At 35.4% G+C, this 17,416-nt stretch carries 12 protein-coding genes; 4 read left to right on the top strand and 8 right to left on the bottom strand.

The features are described 5' to 3' along the window. The first annotated feature begins 70 nt into the window (after positions 1 to 70). A complete protein-coding gene (locus G6R40_RS14205) occupies positions 71 to 1,432 on the top strand; it encodes an aldehyde dehydrogenase (protein ID WP_165136988.1) in 1,362 nt (453 codons plus the stop codon). A gap of 43 nt (positions 1,433 to 1,475) precedes the next feature. Here the strand turns inward: G6R40_RS14205 and G6R40_RS14200 are convergent, their stop codons facing one another. Further along, complete coding sequence (locus tag G6R40_RS14200) at positions 1,476 to 2,033, bottom strand: thioredoxin family protein (RefSeq protein WP_165136985.1); 558 nt, start codon at positions 2,031 to 2,033, stop codon at positions 1,476 to 1,478. Between the two features lie 88 nt (positions 2,034 to 2,121). On the opposite strand from G6R40_RS14200, the gene G6R40_RS14195 reads away from it, so the two are divergent. The 3 genes from G6R40_RS14195 to G6R40_RS14185 are packed head-to-tail and all read left to right on the top strand — an operon-like array spanning position 2,122 to position 4,556. Next, the gene (locus G6R40_RS14195) at positions 2,122 to 3,009 is read left to right on the top strand and encodes a lysophospholipid acyltransferase family protein (RefSeq protein WP_165137757.1); all 888 of its coding nucleotides are present in this window, start codon (positions 2,122 to 2,124) and stop codon (positions 3,007 to 3,009) included. Further along, the gene (locus G6R40_RS14190; protein ID WP_165136982.1) at positions 3,006 to 3,968 is read left to right on the top strand and encodes a glycosyltransferase family 2 protein; all 963 of its coding nucleotides are present in this window, start codon (positions 3,006 to 3,008) and stop codon (positions 3,966 to 3,968) included. The genes G6R40_RS14195 and G6R40_RS14190 overlap by 4 nt, the downstream gene beginning before the upstream one ends. A 33-nt stretch (positions 3,969 to 4,001) precedes the next feature. Next, the gene (locus G6R40_RS14185; RefSeq protein ID WP_165136979.1) at positions 4,002 to 4,556 is read left to right on the top strand and encodes a 3'-5' exonuclease; all 555 of its coding nucleotides are present in this window, start codon (positions 4,002 to 4,004) and stop codon (positions 4,554 to 4,556) included. Here the strand turns inward: G6R40_RS14185 and apaG are convergent. The 7 genes from apaG to G6R40_RS14150 form a co-directional block, all read right to left on the bottom strand. Then, the gene (gene apaG, locus G6R40_RS14180; RefSeq protein WP_165136976.1) at positions 4,553 to 4,939 is read right to left on the bottom strand and encodes a Co2+/Mg2+ efflux protein ApaG; all 387 of its coding nucleotides are present in this window, start codon (positions 4,937 to 4,939) and stop codon (positions 4,553 to 4,555) included. The genes G6R40_RS14185 and apaG overlap by 4 nt on opposite strands. A 79-nt stretch (positions 4,940 to 5,018) precedes the next feature. Then, a complete protein-coding gene (gene odhB, locus G6R40_RS14175) occupies positions 5,019 to 6,236 on the bottom strand; it encodes a 2-oxoglutarate dehydrogenase complex dihydrolipoyllysine-residue succinyltransferase (protein WP_165136973.1) in 1,218 nt (405 codons plus the stop codon). Between the two features lie 63 nt (positions 6,237 to 6,299). Continuing rightward, the gene (locus tag G6R40_RS14170; protein ID WP_165136970.1) at positions 6,300 to 9,092 is read right to left on the bottom strand and encodes a 2-oxoglutarate dehydrogenase E1 component; all 2,793 of its coding nucleotides are present in this window, start codon (positions 9,090 to 9,092) and stop codon (positions 6,300 to 6,302) included. 128 nt (positions 9,093 to 9,220) lie between these two features. Continuing rightward, on the bottom strand, positions 9,221 to 10,258 hold the full coding sequence (locus G6R40_RS14165; RefSeq protein WP_165136967.1) for a polyketide cyclase: 1,038 nt from the start codon (positions 10,256 to 10,258) through the stop codon (positions 9,221 to 9,223). A gap of 85 nt (positions 10,259 to 10,343) precedes the next feature. Then, positions 10,344 to 14,033, bottom strand: a complete 3,690-nt coding sequence (locus tag G6R40_RS14160) for a phosphoribosylformylglycinamidine synthase (RefSeq protein ID WP_165136964.1) — start codon at positions 14,031 to 14,033, stop codon at positions 10,344 to 10,346. Between the two features lie 124 nt (positions 14,034 to 14,157). Then, positions 14,158 to 15,585 carry an adenylosuccinate lyase gene (purB, locus tag G6R40_RS14155; protein ID WP_165136961.1) on the bottom strand — a complete coding sequence of 476 codons (1,428 nt, stop codon included), beginning with the start codon at positions 15,583 to 15,585 and terminating at the stop codon, positions 14,158 to 14,160. Positions 15,586 to 15,681: 96 nt separating this feature from the next. Then, positions 15,682 to 17,190 (bottom strand): FMN-binding glutamate synthase family protein, encoded by a 1,509-nt coding sequence (locus tag G6R40_RS14150; RefSeq protein ID WP_165136958.1) that lies wholly within the window; start codon positions 17,188 to 17,190, stop codon positions 15,682 to 15,684. Between the last annotated feature and the right edge of the window lie 226 nt (positions 17,191 to 17,416).

Raw genomic sequence — 17,416 nt, 5'->3', positions numbered from 1 at the left:
ATAATTAAAACTAATAAGAAAGAATTCATAATTGATTATTTTTATATTAGTTAAATATAATTTTGTCAATATGTCTATTCAACAAATTTTAGAATCTCAACGCCAGTTTTTTAATCATCAGAAAACAAAGTCTTTGGATTTCAGGCTTTCTCAATTACGAAAATTAAAACAAGTCATTTCTAATAATGAAAATTTGTTCTACGAAGCTATTGCAAAAGATTTCGGAAAATCAAAATTTGACACCTACACAACTGAACTGGCAATTATTTACAACGAAATTGACTTTTATTTTAGAAATTTAAAAAAGTTGATGAAGCCAAAATCGGTGCGTACCAATTTGGCCAATCTTCCGGGAAGCTCCAAAATCTATCAAGAAGCTTTGGGTTGCAGTTTAGTAATTGGCGCTTGGAACTATCCTTTTCAACTTTCCATTTGCCCAATGATTTCCGCCATTGCTGCTGGAAACACTTGCATTTTGAAACCAAGCGAAGTGGCAGAACATTCCATGAACATCATGGCAGAATTGTTTAATAAGAACTTTGACTCTTCATTTTTACATATCGAAACAGGCGGTATCGACGAAACAACAGAACTTCTAAAACTGAGATTTGATAAGATATTTTTTACAGGAAGTCCACGGGTTGGAAAAATTGTGTACGAAGCTGCTGCAAAACATTTAACGCCTGTAACCTTGGAATTGGGTGGAAAAAGCCCTGCGATTGTAACAGAGCATGCGAATCTAAAAATCGCTGCCAAACGCGTCACATGGGGAAAATTTTTAAACGGTGGACAGACTTGTGTGGCTCCAGATTATGTTTTGGTGGATAAAAAAGTAGCTGCTGACTTTGTAGAGCTTTTGAAAAATCAAATTAAATTTAACAATTACCAAGCTGAAAGTCTTCATTATACAAAGATTATCAACAAGAAAAATTTCAACCGTTTAACAGAATTAATTGATGAAACAAAAACAATTCTGGGAGGAAAATACAATGAAGAAAAACTTTTTATAGCGCCTACCCTACTTTTCCCTGTCAATTGGAATGACAAGATAATGGAAGATGAGATTTTCGGCCCTATTCTTCCGATTTTGGTATATGAGAATTTTGATGAAGCTTTACATCAAATTCAAAATCACGAAAAGCCGTTGTCAGCCTATCTTTTCACAAACAAGGACTCAGAAATTAAAAAATTTATTAATCAAATTTCATTTGGAGGCGGTTGTATCAACGATGTTGTTATGCATTTAGCTAATGATAATTTGGCTTTTGGAGGCGTTGGTAACTCTGGTATCGGAAATTATCATGGTAAGTTCGGTTTTGAAGCATTTACTCATCAAAAATCGATTTTGAAACGCGCAACTTGGGGCGAAGCCAATATCAAATATCCGCCTTATTCTGATGAAAAATTGAATTGGATTAAGAAATTAATCTAAGTTTTTGAAAATAAAAAGTCAAGAAAAAATCTTGACTCTTTATTTAAGCTTTTGGTTTCCATTGGTTAAAAAATTCTTTAACTTTTTCTACACCATAGCCTTTGTCTTGTTCCAGCACGGCGCTATCTTGCACATGAATCATCTTTCCTGTTTGATCCAAAACTATGAAAACCGGATAACCAAATTTGTCGCCTGGATTTCCGTATTTTGAAAATACTTTTTCGTTTTTGTTATCGGGAGAATAATTGAGATGGTAATACAAATAATTCTCATCTACAATAGATTGCAATTCTGGTGTTTTCTCCACAAAATCGTTAAAACGTAAACACCAAATACACCAATTGCCTCCTGCTTGTAAAATGATATTTTTGTTTTCTTTTTTCGCTTGTGCAACCAAAGCTTCAATATCTTTCTCTGCATCCGCTTTGGCATCATAAGGCTTTTTTAATTTTGCTTTTTCCTCATCTGCAATTTTCTTTTTGGCAATTGCCTCCAACTGCGCCTGTGTTTGGACTGTTTTTTCAGCAGATTGTGCTTTGAGAACCGTATTTCCTAGCACCAACACACCAAGCCCTAAGATTAAGCTTTTTACTTTTCGCATAATTATAATATTTAAATAACTTTACCACTACAAAACTAAAGAATATATTAGTAGCTTTTCCTTAACTTTGCAGATAATCTTTTTACAAATTTTGAACCAAATATTATTTAGTCTCTTATTACTACTTTCTCACCTTCCACTTAAGGTATTGTATATCTTTTCGGACATCATGTCTTTTCTTAACTATTATGTTGTAGGTTATAGAAAACAAGTTGTGTACGACAATCTTAAAAATTCTTTTCCAGATAAGTCACATGAGGAATTGGTAGAAATTCAAAAGCAATTTTTCATCAATTTTTGTGATTATATTGTTGAAATGCTAAAGGCATTTACAATTTCCGAAACCGAGCTTAAAGTTCGTGTACAACATCTTAACCGCGATCTTTTTCATGAAATAAAAGAAGAAGGAAAAAATATTATTTTGCTTTCTGGCCATGTGTTTAACTGGGAATGGTTCAACGCATTGGCAACTTTGGTGGAACAAGAAAACTGTCATCCCGTTTATCGAAAAATGAACAGCAAGTTCTGGGAAGAAAAAATTAAATTTGTTAGAAACCGTTTTAATAACAAATCGCTTGAAGCTAACGAAGTTATCAAACAAATCTTGCGAGCTCCTAATGACGGAAATTCTATATATATGTTTGTGGCCGACCAGACGCCACATTTTTCACATATTACCTATGGCCTTAAATTTTTAAACCAAGCAACACCCGCTTTTATTGGTTACGACAGACTTTCACAAAAATTAGATTTAGCCTTTATCTATTGTGATATGAAAAAGGTAAAACGTGGATTTTATCAAGTTAATTATTACAGAATATGTCCTGAAGCTGAAAAATTTGAACAATATGAAGTGGTTCGAAAATTTCATAAACTTCTAGAAAATACTATTGAAAAACGCCCGTCCAATTGGCTTTGGTCACACAGACGTTGGAAATATCAAGGCTCTATCAAACAATACGAAGCAACACCATGAGATTAGCAATTGTCATCCTTAACTGGAACGGAAAATCTTGGCTAGAAAAATTCCTACCAAATATCATTCAATATTCTGGTAATGCCGAAGTATATGTTATTGATAACGCATCGAGCGATGATTCTGTAATTTGGTTAAACAAAAATTACCCACAAATAAAACAAGTTTTTAATAAAACCAATCTCGGCTTTGCACAAGGCTATAACGAAGGTTTAAAAGAAATTTGTGCGGACATCTACTGCCTTTTAAACTCGGATGTTGAAGTGACACCAAATTGGACAAAGCCCATCATGACTTTGTTTTCAGAAAATAGTGAAATAGCAGCCATCCAACCAAAAATTTTAGATTTTAATAATAAAAAAAAATTTGAATTTGCTGGTGCCGGCGGTGGTTTAATCGACAATCTTGGCTATCCGTATTGTCGTGGTCGCGAATTTGAAACAATTGAGGAAGACAAAGGACAATACAATGATATTACGGAAATATTTTGGGCTTCGGGTTGTGCTTTATTTATCCGAGCTAAAGATTTCTGGAATGAGAAAGGATTTGATGAACGTTTCTTCGCCCATCAGGAAGAAATTGATCTTTGCTGGCGTTTAAAAAATAATAATCGTAAGATATATTATTGCGGACAATCCACAATTTATCATGTTGGAGGTGGAACTTTGAACAAGCAAAATCCACAAAAAACTTACCTCAACTTTCGAAATAACCTCAGCATGATGCTAAAAAATTTACCTTCTAATAAGCTTTATCTCATATTTTTCAGACTTAGCTTAGATGGTATTGCGGGAATCTACATGATGTTCAAAGATGGATTTTCTCACACTTGGGCCATTGTACGATCACATGTTGGATTTTATGCAGAATTTGTAGGAACACTAAAACGTCGTCAAAAGCATCAAATAAAAGACTATTATCAAACGAAATGGCTTATTTTTAAACATTTCTTAAAATAAATTTTTGTTTATAAAAAATGATATCTCAAGAAAATGGATTTTGTTGCAATAGATTTTGAAACTGCTACTCACGAGCGAAACTCAGCTTGTGAAATGGGCATTTGCATCGTTGAAAACGGAGAAATTGTGACTACCAAAACTTGGCTGATAAAACCGCCTAGTTTCCCTTATTTCCATCCGAGAAATATCGAAGTACATGGCATATCGCCAGAAGATGTTGCTGACGCCCCTAGTTTTGAAGACATTTGGCATGAAGCTGAGGAATTAATGTATGGTAATCTTATGATCGCGCACAATGCGTCTTTTGATGCAGGAGTCCTTCGCAGTTGTTTGGATTATTATGGATTTTTCAAACCGAAAATCAATTATTTGTGTAGTATTTCTTTGGCTAAAAAATCTTGGAAAAACCTTAAAACTTATGGTTTGAGGAATTTGGCCGATCAACATCAGATTAGTTTCAAGCATCACAGAGCAGGAGATGATGCCGAAGTTTGTGCTAAAATTTCATTATTGGGATTTGAACGTTTGATGCTCACACGAAATGACGAGATCAATGATTATTTCAATAAAAACATTAAGCAACTTTAGTTATTTAAAATTTCAGAAAACAAACTAAATTTCGGAATTTCAACTTCAAAAGTTTCGTTGCTATTAATATTTACAAAAAGATACTGACCTGTCATATTTCCTATTCCGGATTGCAGAACAACATTCGAAAAATACTTGAAAACTTGTCCAGGTTCTATGATAGGTTGTAGTCCTATAACTCCTTCTCCTTCGACAAATGACTGTCCAAAACCGACATCAAAAATTTGCCATCTGCGACGGAGCAACTTCACCTTTTCTTGACCTTTATTTTCGATGATAATGTAATAACGAAAGGTATGACGAAAATCGAGTGGAAAACTGTTTTTTGCGTCATATTCTGTATGAACTGTTACTTGTATCTGAGAAGTAGTTTTAGAGACCATGGCTAAAGTTTATATTTTAGCTAATACAAAAATCCCGCCGAAATTAGCGGGATTTTATAATATATCGAGAATTTTAATCTTAAAGTTCTAGGGCTTTTCTTTCGTCGCCACCCATCAAGAATTCTACTGGATTATCGATTGCTTCTTTAACAGCTACCAAGAAACCTACAGATTCTTTACCATCGATAATACGGTGGTCATAAGACATCGCAACATACATCATTGGGCGAATCACCACTTGCCCATCCACTGCAACTGGTCTCTGGATAATGTTGTGCATTCCCAAAATTGCAGATTGTGGTGGATTGATAATTGGTGTAGACATCATAGAACCAAAAGTACCACCATTGGTAATTGTAAATGTACCACCCGTCATTTCGTCAACTGTAATTTTACCATCTCTTACTTTAGTTGCAAGATCTTTGATGTTAGCTTCAACATTACGTAACGTCATATTTTCCGCATTTCTAAGAACGGGTACCATAAGACCTTTTGGTCCTGAAACCGCGATAGAAATATCACAGAAATCATAGTTAATTTTAAAATCACCGTCGATAGATGCATTAACATCTGGATATAATTCTAAAGCTCTTGTAACCGCTTTGGTAAAGAACGACATAAAGCCTAGTCCTACACCATGTTTAGCTGCGAATTCTTCTTTATATTGTTTTCTGATTCTGAAGATTTCTGACATATCCACTTCGTTGAAAGTTGTCAACATTGCGGTTTCGTTTTTAACTGAAACCAATCTTGCTGCAATTTTTCTTCTAAGTACAGAAAGTTTTGTTGTAGATTGTGCGCGACTTCCAGAACCTGATGGTGTAGCACCCATTGCTGGAACAGCTTTTACAGCGTCATCTTTTGTGATTCTTCCGTCACGACCAGTTCCTTGTACTTGCGCTGGCTCCATTCCCTTTTCGTCAAGAATTTTTTTAGCTGCAGGAGAAGGTGTATTGCTTGCATAAGTTGCAGCCGCTGGTGCTTCTTTTTTCGTTTCAACTTTTGGAGCTTCAACTTTTGGAGCTTCAACTGGTGTCGCTGCACCTTCGGGTTTTGCCCCACTCATGTCGATAAGACAAACCACTTGTCCTACTTGTACCACATCACCTTCTTCAGCTTTTAGAGTAATTATTCCGCTTTCTTCTGCAGGAAGCTCAAGTGTTGCTTTGTCCGAATCTACTTCTGCGATAGGTTGATCTTTTTCAACATAATCGCCATCTTTAACTAACCAAGTTGCAATTTCAACTTCTGTGATAGATTCTCCCGGTGAAGGGACTTTCATTTCTAATATTGACATAGGAGTAATTTTTTTGTTTTAAACAGAGTTTATAAACTCTAATATAATATCGTTAGTTTTTAATTATGCTGTAACTGGTCTATTGGTTGGCGCATCATCACAATTAAAAATTCTATTGATGATGGCTGTTTGATTTCTTTCAAACATTTTGTGGCTACCTGGCGCTGGTGTACCTGAAGCTACTGGAGAAATTACTTGGATACCTGTATCTCTAAAGTTTCTTAGAATATAGCTCCATGCTCCCATATTTTCTGGTTCTTCTTGTGCCCAAACAAGATCAGTTCTTTTGTTATATTTTTCGAATATTGCATTGATTTTATCCATATTAAGTGGATACAATTGTTCTAATCTCACCAAAGCAACTTTCTCGTCACCACTTTCCTCTTTTTTAGCTAATAAATCGAAATACAACTTACCAGTACAAAGAACAAGACGTTCTACTTTGTTAGGATCAGCTGTTGGATCATCCAATATTGGTTGGAATTCTCCTTGTGCCATATCTTCTAAGCTTGATACCACTTTTGGATGTCTTAATAAAGATTTTGGTGTGAAAACAACCAAAGGTTTTCTGAATCCAAATTTCATTTGTCTTCTCAATAAGTGGAAATAGTTGGCTGGCGAAGTAATATCCGCAACGATAATATTATCATTTGCACAAAGCGTCAAGAATCTCTCCATTCTTGCTGAGGAGTGCTCGGCACCTTGCCCTTCTGATCCGTGAGGCAATAACATCACAAGACCGTCCTGGATTTTCCATTTTTCTTCAGCTGCTACAAGATATTGATCGATGATGATTTGTGCACCATTCATGAAATCTCCGAACTGTGCTTCCCAGATCGTCAACGTTTTTGGCGATGCCATTGCATAACCATAATCAAATCCTAAAACGGCATATTCTGACAAGTGTGAATTATAAATATCAAACTGAGAATCAGAAACATGTTTTAATGGAACATATTCTTCTTCTGTATCTTCCGTTTTAATAACCGCATGACGGTGAGAGAAAGTCCCTCTCTCAACATCTTCCCCAGAAATTCTAATACCGAATTGCTCTGTCAACAATGTTGCGTATGCTAATAATTCTCCCATTGACCAATCCAAAGAATTGTTTTCAACCATTTTGATACGGTTTTCGAACAATCTTGTGATTTTGTTCAGGAATTTTTTATCCCCAGGCAAAGTAGAGATTTTAATGGCTAATTCTTTAAGTTTAGCTAGGTCATAAGTCGTATCTACAGACTTAAGAATTGAACCTTTCGGCGCCATTGGAAAATCTACCCAATCATTTTCCATAAAAGGTGTCATGGTATTACGCTCGATACCTTTGGAAGCATCAAAGTTTTCATCCAATAACTTTTTAAAATCTTGCTCCATGCTTTTCAAAACCTCATCAGAAACAATACCTTCCTGAATTAATTTTGCTTTATAAATTTCGCGTGGATTTTGATGTTTAGAAATGGTTTTATAAAGATTAGGTTGTGTAAATCTTGGTTCGTCACCTTCGTTGTGTCCATATTTTCTATAGCCTAAAAGATCGATATAAACATCTTTCCCAAATCTAGCTCTGAAATCTGCAGCAAATCTAATAGCATGTACAACTGCTTCAACATCATCAGCATTAACATGCATCACTGGAGATTGTGTTACTTTTGCAATATCTGTAGAATAGATAGATGATCTTGCATCTAAATAGTTGGTTGTAAACGACACTTGGTTGTTAACGACAATATGTACTGTTCCGCCAGTTTTGTAACCGTCCAAGGTCATCATCTGTGCAATTTCGTACACGATACCTTGGCCAGCAATTGCACCGTCACCATGGATAACAATTGGTAAAACTTTTTTGTAATCTTTATACTTGTGGTCAACTTTTGCACGACAAATACCTTCAACCAAAGCAGCAACAGTTTCTAAGTGAGATGGGTTTGGTGTCAAATTGATAACGACCTCTTCTCCATTAGCTGTTGTAATCGTTTTAGAAGAACCTAAATGGTATTTAACATCTCCCGAAAATACATCTTCTTCAAATTCTTTCCCTTCAAATTCTGAGAAAATCTGTTTGTATGATTTTTGGAAAATATTCGTTAAGACGTTAAGACGTCCACGGTGAGCCATCCCAAGAACGACCTCATCAACACCCAATTGTGATGACTTGGTGATCAATTGGTCAAGCGCAGGAATCAAAGATTCTCCACCTTCTAGTGAGAAACGTTTTTGTCCAACGAATTTTGTATGCAAATAATTTTCAAATGCTACCGCTTGGTTAAGTTTGAAAAGAATTTCTGTTTTTTCATCCGCAGACAATTTTGGATGATTTTCGTTAACACTAACCCATTCTCTTATGAATTGCTTCTCCTCGATATTGTTAATGTGCATATATTCAACTCCAATAGAGTCGCAATAGATCTCATCAAGATGTTTAATAATATCTGCTAGAGTCGCTGGTCCAGGCATTCCTGTTGTTGTGGCAGAGTTGAATTTTTTATTAAGATCTGCTACTGTCAAATCAAAATTTTCAATCGCTAAAGTCGGCGCAAAATGTCTTCTTTCTCTTACAGGATTGGTTTTTGTAAAAAGGTGTCCACGCGTTCTGTAAGCTTCAATCAAATTAAGAACTTTGAATTCTTTGCTAATATCTTCAGAAGCTTGGCCATTGTTAACACTTTGTTGTGCATATTGTACAACTGGTGACATGTCATTGCTGTCATCATCACCATAATATTCTCTCGCAAAGTCAAAACCTTGGAAAAAAGCTTTCCATGAAGGTTCTAAAGAATCTGGGTATTTCAGGTACTGCTCGTACATGTCATCAATCAACTGAGCATGTGCGGCATTTAGAAACGAAAATTTATCCATTATTACAGATTATCTGTTTATAAAAATTATCAAATATTGCCAACAAATTTACTAAATTTTTATCTATAATCGGGCAAACGAATATGCATTTTAACAATATGTTAAATATCATTTTTTCGAAGTCCGACTTATCGATAGACAGGAAGTTGCAGTTTTAATTTGACATCAGAAGTAGCGTCTGGCTCTTCCAAAAATTGTTCTTGCAAATCTCCATGTCGCAGGGTATCTTTTTTAACTTTTTGTATTAATTGTTGTATACTTTTTATACGACCTGCATAACTACCTTTGTAATACATAAAGTAAGTTTGGCCGCCGTTGAGCGTTCGGAAAGTATAATTGTTATCCGAAGTGCTTATTCTCTTGGGAAGTGCCACACCATAAAAATAGGACACTTCTTTATCTTTAAAATTATTAGGATTGGTAATTAAAATTGGGCTTCCAAATTCATCATCTTTTTTACCCAAATCTTGTTTTACATAATTTACAACTTTATTATGATTAATAACAATATTCTTTAATAAGGCATCTTTTTTATTCGATGTACTCACGTTAACGCCCAACAGCAAAGCGCTTTCTTGATTTTCCACCATTATACTATCGTATTTAATAGAAGCAATCAAATTTTCTTTATCTACTTTGTTACCTAAAATTGCTGTCAAATTCTTAATACTTTTCTCAATATTTTCAACAAATAAGGTTTCGGAAAGCAAATTAAGCGAACGTCTAAGCAATGGCTGTTTCGGTGTTTGTATTTTCCAATTAATCTCGGTAGATTCTCCTTTTCCAATAAATTTTACATCTATCAAATACGGGTAAGATTCATCTTCCAAAAACAATTGATAACGAAGGCTCTTCATAGGATTTTCATAGCGAATAAACATCTCCCCAAATTGATCTTGATGCTTTTTATTATAAAATTTCATCGAAGAATCTTTGCCTGAATAAGGTGTGAAAAAGCTAAATCCCAGATTTTTATCTTGGGTGAAAAAATCATTCCAATGCGAAAAATTTTGTAGATTATTAAATTGTGGGAAAACTTTATCTATCGGATAAGTAATGTTAGAATGAATGCTGTACTCTTTTCTTTCATCAACAAAAGTCATAGAAACGGCATAAATCCCAAAAAGAATTATTAAAATTAAAACACCAAATTTTATCCCACGCATAGTTTAGAGTGATTGCAAATGCAAATATAGGAATTGTAGACGGCCTACAATTCCTATATTTATTAGTTTCTTCTATTAAGACAATTTATTTAAAATACGCCACACCATTTTTGAAAATGTTGTGATAATTCGCAGATGGAATATTTTTCATCAAACCTTCAGCAAAACGCTCTGGATGTCCCATTCTACCAAAAATTTTACCATCTAAACTCGTCACACCCTCAATTCCAAATAATGAGTTATTAGGATTAAACGGCATTCCGTGCGCGATATTTCCGTCGAAATCTACATACTGAGTTGCGATTTGTCCGTTTTTATAAAGTTCTGTCAACACCTCTTCCGAAGCCATAAAACGACCTTCACCATGCGAAATTGGAATTGTATAGGTCAAATCTTTCATTCCTTTTAACCAAGGCGAATCTTCATTCGTTACTCTCACATTCACCATTTGCGAAATATGTCTTCCGATGGCGTTGTGCGCTAATGTTGGAGAATTGGCATCCAAATCACGGATTTCACCATAAGGCAATAATCCAGATTTTACCAAAGCTTGGAAACCGTTGCAGATCCCTAAAATCATTCCGTCACGTTGCAACAACGCATGAACAGCGTCTTTCATTTTTTCGTTTTTAAGAACGTTGACGATGAATTTTGCGGAACCATCCGGCTCGTCACCTGCTGAGAAGCCTCCTGAGAACACTAAAATTTGAGATTGTTCAATTTCTTTCACCCAAGCATCGATACTTTCATTCAATTTATTGAAATCAAGATTGATTAATGGCAAGCTCGAAACTTCGGCACCTTCTTTTCTGAAAGCATTTTGCGTTTCGTATTCGCAGTTCGTTCCTGGAAAAACGGGAGCAAAAACTTTCGGTTTTGCAATGCCATGTTTTTTGATGATGATGTTTCTTGGATGTATTGAATTCAAGCTTTCATCAATATTCACTACAATTTTTTCCTTTTCGGAAGTTGGGAAAAGTCCTTCAAAAGTTCCTGTAAATACAGATTCGAGAGTCGAGATTCTAGATTCGAGATTGTTGATGGTTAAATTTCCGTTATCAGTTACATTTCCGATTTTTGTAAGTGATGGATGAGATAATTCGTTAACCGATTCAATGATTAATCCTCCGATATTTTTCTCTAAAATTTGAATTTCGTCAAGATTTACATTCGCACCAAGACCGTTTCCAAAAGACATTTTTGCCAAAGCAACCGCTACTCCACCTTCTTTGATGGTTTTTGCAGAAATGATGTTTCCTTTTACAATTCCATCATGGATAAATTCGTAAACGTCTTTCAATACATCATAATTCGGAAGTCCATCTTCGTTAGCTTGATTGTAAAAATGATACAAATGATTTCCCGAAAGTTTGAATTCTGGAGAAATAATGTGACGTTTCACCCCATTTGCACAAGCAAAAGAAATTAAGGTTGGAGGGACATTAATATTTTGGAAAGTCCCACTCATAGAGTCTTTTCCACCAATTGCTGCCAAACCAAGATTCATTTGAGCATTATAAGCTCCTAACAACGAAGCCATTGGTTTACCCCATTTTTCAGGCTGATTTCCCAGTTTTTCGAAATATTCTTGGAAGCTCAAACGGATTTTCTTGTAATCGCCACCCATCGCCACAATTTTGGAAACACTTTCCACCACGGCATTTGCAGCGCCAATCATGGAGTTTTGAGAAGATATATCCGCATCGAATCCCCAACTCGCCAAAGAAACCGTTTCGATATTTTCGGCGTGAAGAATTGGAAGCGTTTGTACACTTCCTTCCATTTCTGTCAATTGATATTTTCCGCCAAGAGGCATTGCAACGGTTGTTCCACCCACAGAAGCATCGAACATTTCCAGCAAACCTTTTTGGGAGGCGTTGTTTTTATCTTTTAAAATTTTTACAAAATTTTCTTCTGTAAATTCTATTTTTTCGTTTCTAACTTCTTCTAAATGAGAAATTTCTACCGTTTGGATTTTCGCACAACCATTGGTGTCCAAGAAATCACGGCTTAAATCCACAATTTTGTCACCTTTCCAGAACATTTGCATTCTTCCAGAATCAGTCACTTTTGCAACCACAACAGCTTTGATGTTTTCTTTCTCGCAGAACTCAATGAATTTCGCTTCATCTTTAGCTTCAATAACCACCGCCATTCTTTCCTGAGATTCAGAAATAGCCAATTCAGTTCCGTTCAAACCTTCATATTTCAAAGGCAAAACATCAAGGTTAATTTCCAAAGAATCAGCAATTTCACCAATCGCAACAGAAACGCCACCCGCACCAAAATCGTTGGATTTTTTAATTAAAGTTGTTACTTCAGGATTTCTGAATAAACGCTGAATTTTTCTTTCCTCAACAGCATTTCCTTTCTGAACTTCCGTAGAAAGTGTATGAATAGAGGTTTCATCTTGCTCTTTAGAACTTCCTGTTGCCCCACCAACACCATCACGACCCGTTGCTCCACCCAAAAGAATCACGATGTCTCCATTTTCTGGCTTCTCACGTCTAACCCAAGTTTTTGGAACCGCTCCCACCACAAAACCAACTTCCATACGTTTTGCTTTGTAGCCTTCATGGTAAATTTCGTTCACCAAAGTGGTCGCCAAACCGATTTGATTTCCATAAGAAGAATAACCGTTGGCTGCTTGTTTCGTAATGGTTCTTTGAGGAAGTTTCCCAGAAATAGTATCAGAAATAGGCTCTAAAACATTTCCCGCTCCCGTTAATCGCATCGCTTGATACACAAACGCTCTTCCCGACAAAGGATCGCGAATGGCACCACCAAGACAGGTTGAAGCTCCACCAAAAGGCTCAATTTCTGTTGGGTGATTGTGAGTCTCATTCTTGAAAAGCAAATACCAAGGTTCTTTTTTACCATCATATTCCACTTCGATTTCTATCGTACAAGCGTTGATTTCATCAGAAACGACTAGGTTTTCTAGGTTTCCTGTTTTTCTGAAATATTTAGCCGCAATCGTTCCCAAATCCATCATGGAAATTGGCTTTGCTTCACGACCTAAAAATTTTCTTTTTTCTAAATAATCATTGAAAATAGTTTCCAAAGTTTGTTTAAACTGACCTTTGAATTCAATTTCCGTCAATTCTGTTTCGAAAGTCGTGTGACGACAATGGTCGCTCCAATAGGTATCTAAAACTTTAAGTTCCGTTTCGGTTGGATTTCTGTTTTCAGATTTAAAATGAGATTGAATAAACTCCAAATCGTCTAAACCAAAGGCAAAACCATGATTTTCGTAGAAAGCTTTCAGTTCGTCTTTTGAAAAATCTTTAAAACCTTCGTAAACTACAACTGGTTGAGGATTATTCTCGGATGGAATTTCCAATTTGGAAAGATCTTTTTCTTTAGATTCTACTTTATTAATCAATAAATCCTTGATTTTCACCAAATCAGCATCAGAAACTCCCTTAATTTCAATAAGTTTTCCACTTCTAACGGTTGCGTTTCCGTTTTGCGTTAAAAGTGCGATACATTGCTCCGCAGAATCTGCTCTTTGGTCGTACTGACCAGGAAGAAATTCAGTGGCAAAAAAAGTATTTTTCGCTGGATTTTCCTCATGCAAAATATCGGTTACGGGATCCACAAAAGTAGAATTGGCAACCTTTTGAAAATCGGCATCTTCCAATCCGAAGATATCGTAAATATTATACACTTTTACTTCTTCAACTTGGGAAGTTACATTCAGGATTTCCGAAAAAATCTTGGGACTTTCCACATCAAACAAGCCTTTCTTTTCTACAAAAATTCTTTTATTCATTATAAAGATTTGAGATTTGAAATTTGAGATTTGAGATTTCAAAAATGTGAAAAATCAATTTCAAATTTCAAATAATAAAATTTCAAATTAAAACAAAAATGCAGCCGACAAGACTGCATCACATTTATACTTTTAAATCTGCTTCTAGTCCAATTAGCTGCGAATACTTATCGGTAATCGGTTTCGCTTCGTTTTGGATGAATTCCTCGGTTTGTATCGGTGCAAAACCAATAAAGTTTTTCGGATCCATAACTTCAGCAATCTTGGATTTGTCCATTTTCAGGGAAGTGTCGTTCATTAATCTTTCGATCAAATCATTTTCTTTACCTTCCATTTTTACTTTTTTGGAAGCTTCCATAGAGTGAACGCGGATAATTTCGTGAATTTCCTGACGGTCGCCACCAGCTTTTACTTCTTCCATGATGATATATTCTGTCGCCATGAAAGGAAGTTCCTCCATAATATGCTTGTGGATGCGGTTTTCGTACACCACTAAACCATCCATAATGTTATTCCAAATCAATAAAATAGCGTCAATCGCTAGGAAAGATTGAGGAATTGTTAAACGTTTGTTGGCAGAATCGTCCAAAGTTCTTTCAAACCATTGTGTTGAAGCCACCATTGCAGAACTTGAAGACAATGACATTACGTATTTCGCCAAAGCTCCGATTCTTTCTGAACGCATCGGATTTCTTTTGTACGCCATTGCTGATGAACCAATTTGGTTTTTCTCGAATGGTTCTTCAATTTCTTTTAAGTTTTGAAGCAAACGCAAATCGTTGGTAAATTTATGTGCAGACTGAGCGATATTCGACAATAAAGCCGTTACTTTTGCATCAATTTTTCTATCATAAGTTTGTCCAGAAACGCCGAAAACTTTTTCGAAACCAAATCTTCTCGACAATTCTTTATCTAAATGTTTTACTTTGGAATAATCGCCATTGAAAAGCTCCAAGAAACTCGCTGCAGTACCTGTAGTTCCTTTCACACCACGGAATCTCAAGGTTTCTAAGAAAAATTCTAATTCTTCAAAATCCAAAATTAAAGATTGAAGCCACAAAGTTGCTCTTTTCCCAACTGTTGTTAACTGAGCTGGCTGAAAATGCGTGAAACCAAGTGTTGGCATATCTTTGTATTTGATGGCAAAATCAGATAATTTTTTGATAACATTCACCAATTGTTTTCTGATAATCAACAAACCATCACGAATCTGAATAAGATCTGTATTATCGCCCACAAAAGCAGAGGTTGCTCCTAAATGGATAATTCCTTTTGCAAGAGGAGCCACATCACCGTAAGTATGAACGTGGGCCATCACATCATGACGGAATTTTTTCTCGTAAGCTGCAGCCAAATCAAAATCGATGTTTTCTGCGTGCTCTTTTAGTTGGTTGATTTGCTCATCGGTAATTTCAAGACCTAAATCTTTTTCAATCTCCGCTAGAGCAATCCAAAGCTGTCTCCACGTTCTGAATTTATTATTTGGAGAAAAATTATAGAGCATTTCTTCACTTGAATAGCGTTCTTCAAGAGGATTTTTGTAGGAATTCATTCTTTCTTTTTACTTTTTTTAGATGTACAAAAATAAACAAAAAAAACCTGAATTTAAAAAAATTCAGGTCTTCAAATCTATATGATTATTAAATAATTAACTTTTTCTTACATTTCCTAAAATATCTGGAAAATAAGTATCTGCTAAATGTTCAAACTCGTCACCTCGCATAAACATTGATGCGTCAACCTGCTCATAAGAGCTTCTACCTGCCGCCGCAATTAATTCATTACAAGTATGTAAGGTGTTTTTATGGAAATGATAAACACGTTCCGCTTTATCTGTAACATCCAATCCTTTGATTAGCATTTTATTTTGTGTCGCAACCCCAGTTGGACATGTGTTAGAATTACATTGCAATGCTTGGATACATCCTAATGCAAACATAAATCCTCTGGCATTATTACACACATCCGCTCCCATAGCAACAGCTCTTAGAATATCCAGTGCTGTTAAGACTTTTCCTGAAGCAATAATTTTTACTTTGTCACGAACATTAAAATTTTTAAGTGTTGAATTAATAAAGATCAACGCAGGTTCTAAAGGCATACCTACACCGTCCGAAAATTCTGGCGGTGCTGCACCTGTTCCCCCCTCTGCTCCATCAACTGTGATAAAATCTGGATAAATTTTCAAAACATTCATCTGTGCACAGATTTCTTCAAATTCTTTAGTATCCCCTACACAAAGTTTGAAACCAACTGGCTTTCCTCCAGATAAATCTCTAAGCTGTTTTACAAACTGTAACAGACCTGCTGCAGTAGAGAAAGAACTATGCCCTGGAGGCGACAATACTGTAATCCCTGGCTTTACATGACGAATTGCTGCAATTTCAGGTGTATTCTTAACACCTGGAAGTACGCCACCATGTCCTGGTTTTGCCCCTTGAGATAATTTAATCTCAATCATCTTCACATTTGGTAGTGTCGCATATTTTTTAAACAATTCTGGATTAAAATTGCCTTCATCATCACGGCATCCAAAATAACCTGTACCAATTTGCCAACATAGATCGCCACCTTCCATATGATAAGGAGAAATACCACCTTCACCCGTATTGTGATAAAATTGACCTTTCTTAGCTCCTCTGTTTAATGAGATATGTGCTCTATCTGACAAGGCTCCAAAAGACATGGCGGAAATATTAAATAAAGATGAGCTGTAAGGTTGTAAACAATCTGGACCTCCAATTGTAGTTCTGGGTAATTCATGCGAAGGCGTTTTAGCATATATTGAATGCTTGATTCCTTCGTATTTTCTATTATTAATTTCTAACTGAGTCCCGAAGGCCACAGTATCGCTAATGTTTTTTGCACGACGATACGCAGCCGAACGTTGATGTCTTGGAAAAGGCTTACCATCCGTCTCTCTCTCAATAAAGTATTGCTGAATTTCGGGAGATATACTTTCCAATAAATAACGAAAACCTCCTAATACAGGAAAATTTCTTAAAATAGCATGTTTGGTTTGCATTACATTATGTATTCCTATTGCATACAAAACTGCTAAGGTTATTGGAATCCAATAATGGGCTTTAATAAGCACAGCGACAACAGTCGTGAAAAGGACTAAAACAAGTCCCCAGGTAAGGAATTTATCTCTCATTACTAAAAGGAAATTAAATTCTAGCAAATATAATATTTATATTTAAAAAACAATAAAAATTTCGTAGTACGACTATGAAATTAGAATTTATGAATTTATCTTAAATTCATAAATAAAATTAAGAATATATGATATATGTAAAACTTTATATTCTTCTTGAAAAAATCCTAAAAAAACATGACATTTGTTATAAAAAAAAAGATTTAGAAAATTTCTAAATCTTTTT

The sequence above is a fragment of the Chryseobacterium sp. POL2 genome (genome assembly GCF_011058315.1).
Lineage (GTDB): Bacteria > Bacteroidota > Bacteroidia > Flavobacteriales > Weeksellaceae > Soonwooa.
The sequence above is the reverse complement of the archived record's forward strand: the minus strand, read 5'-3'. Positions and strand labels throughout refer to the sequence as shown.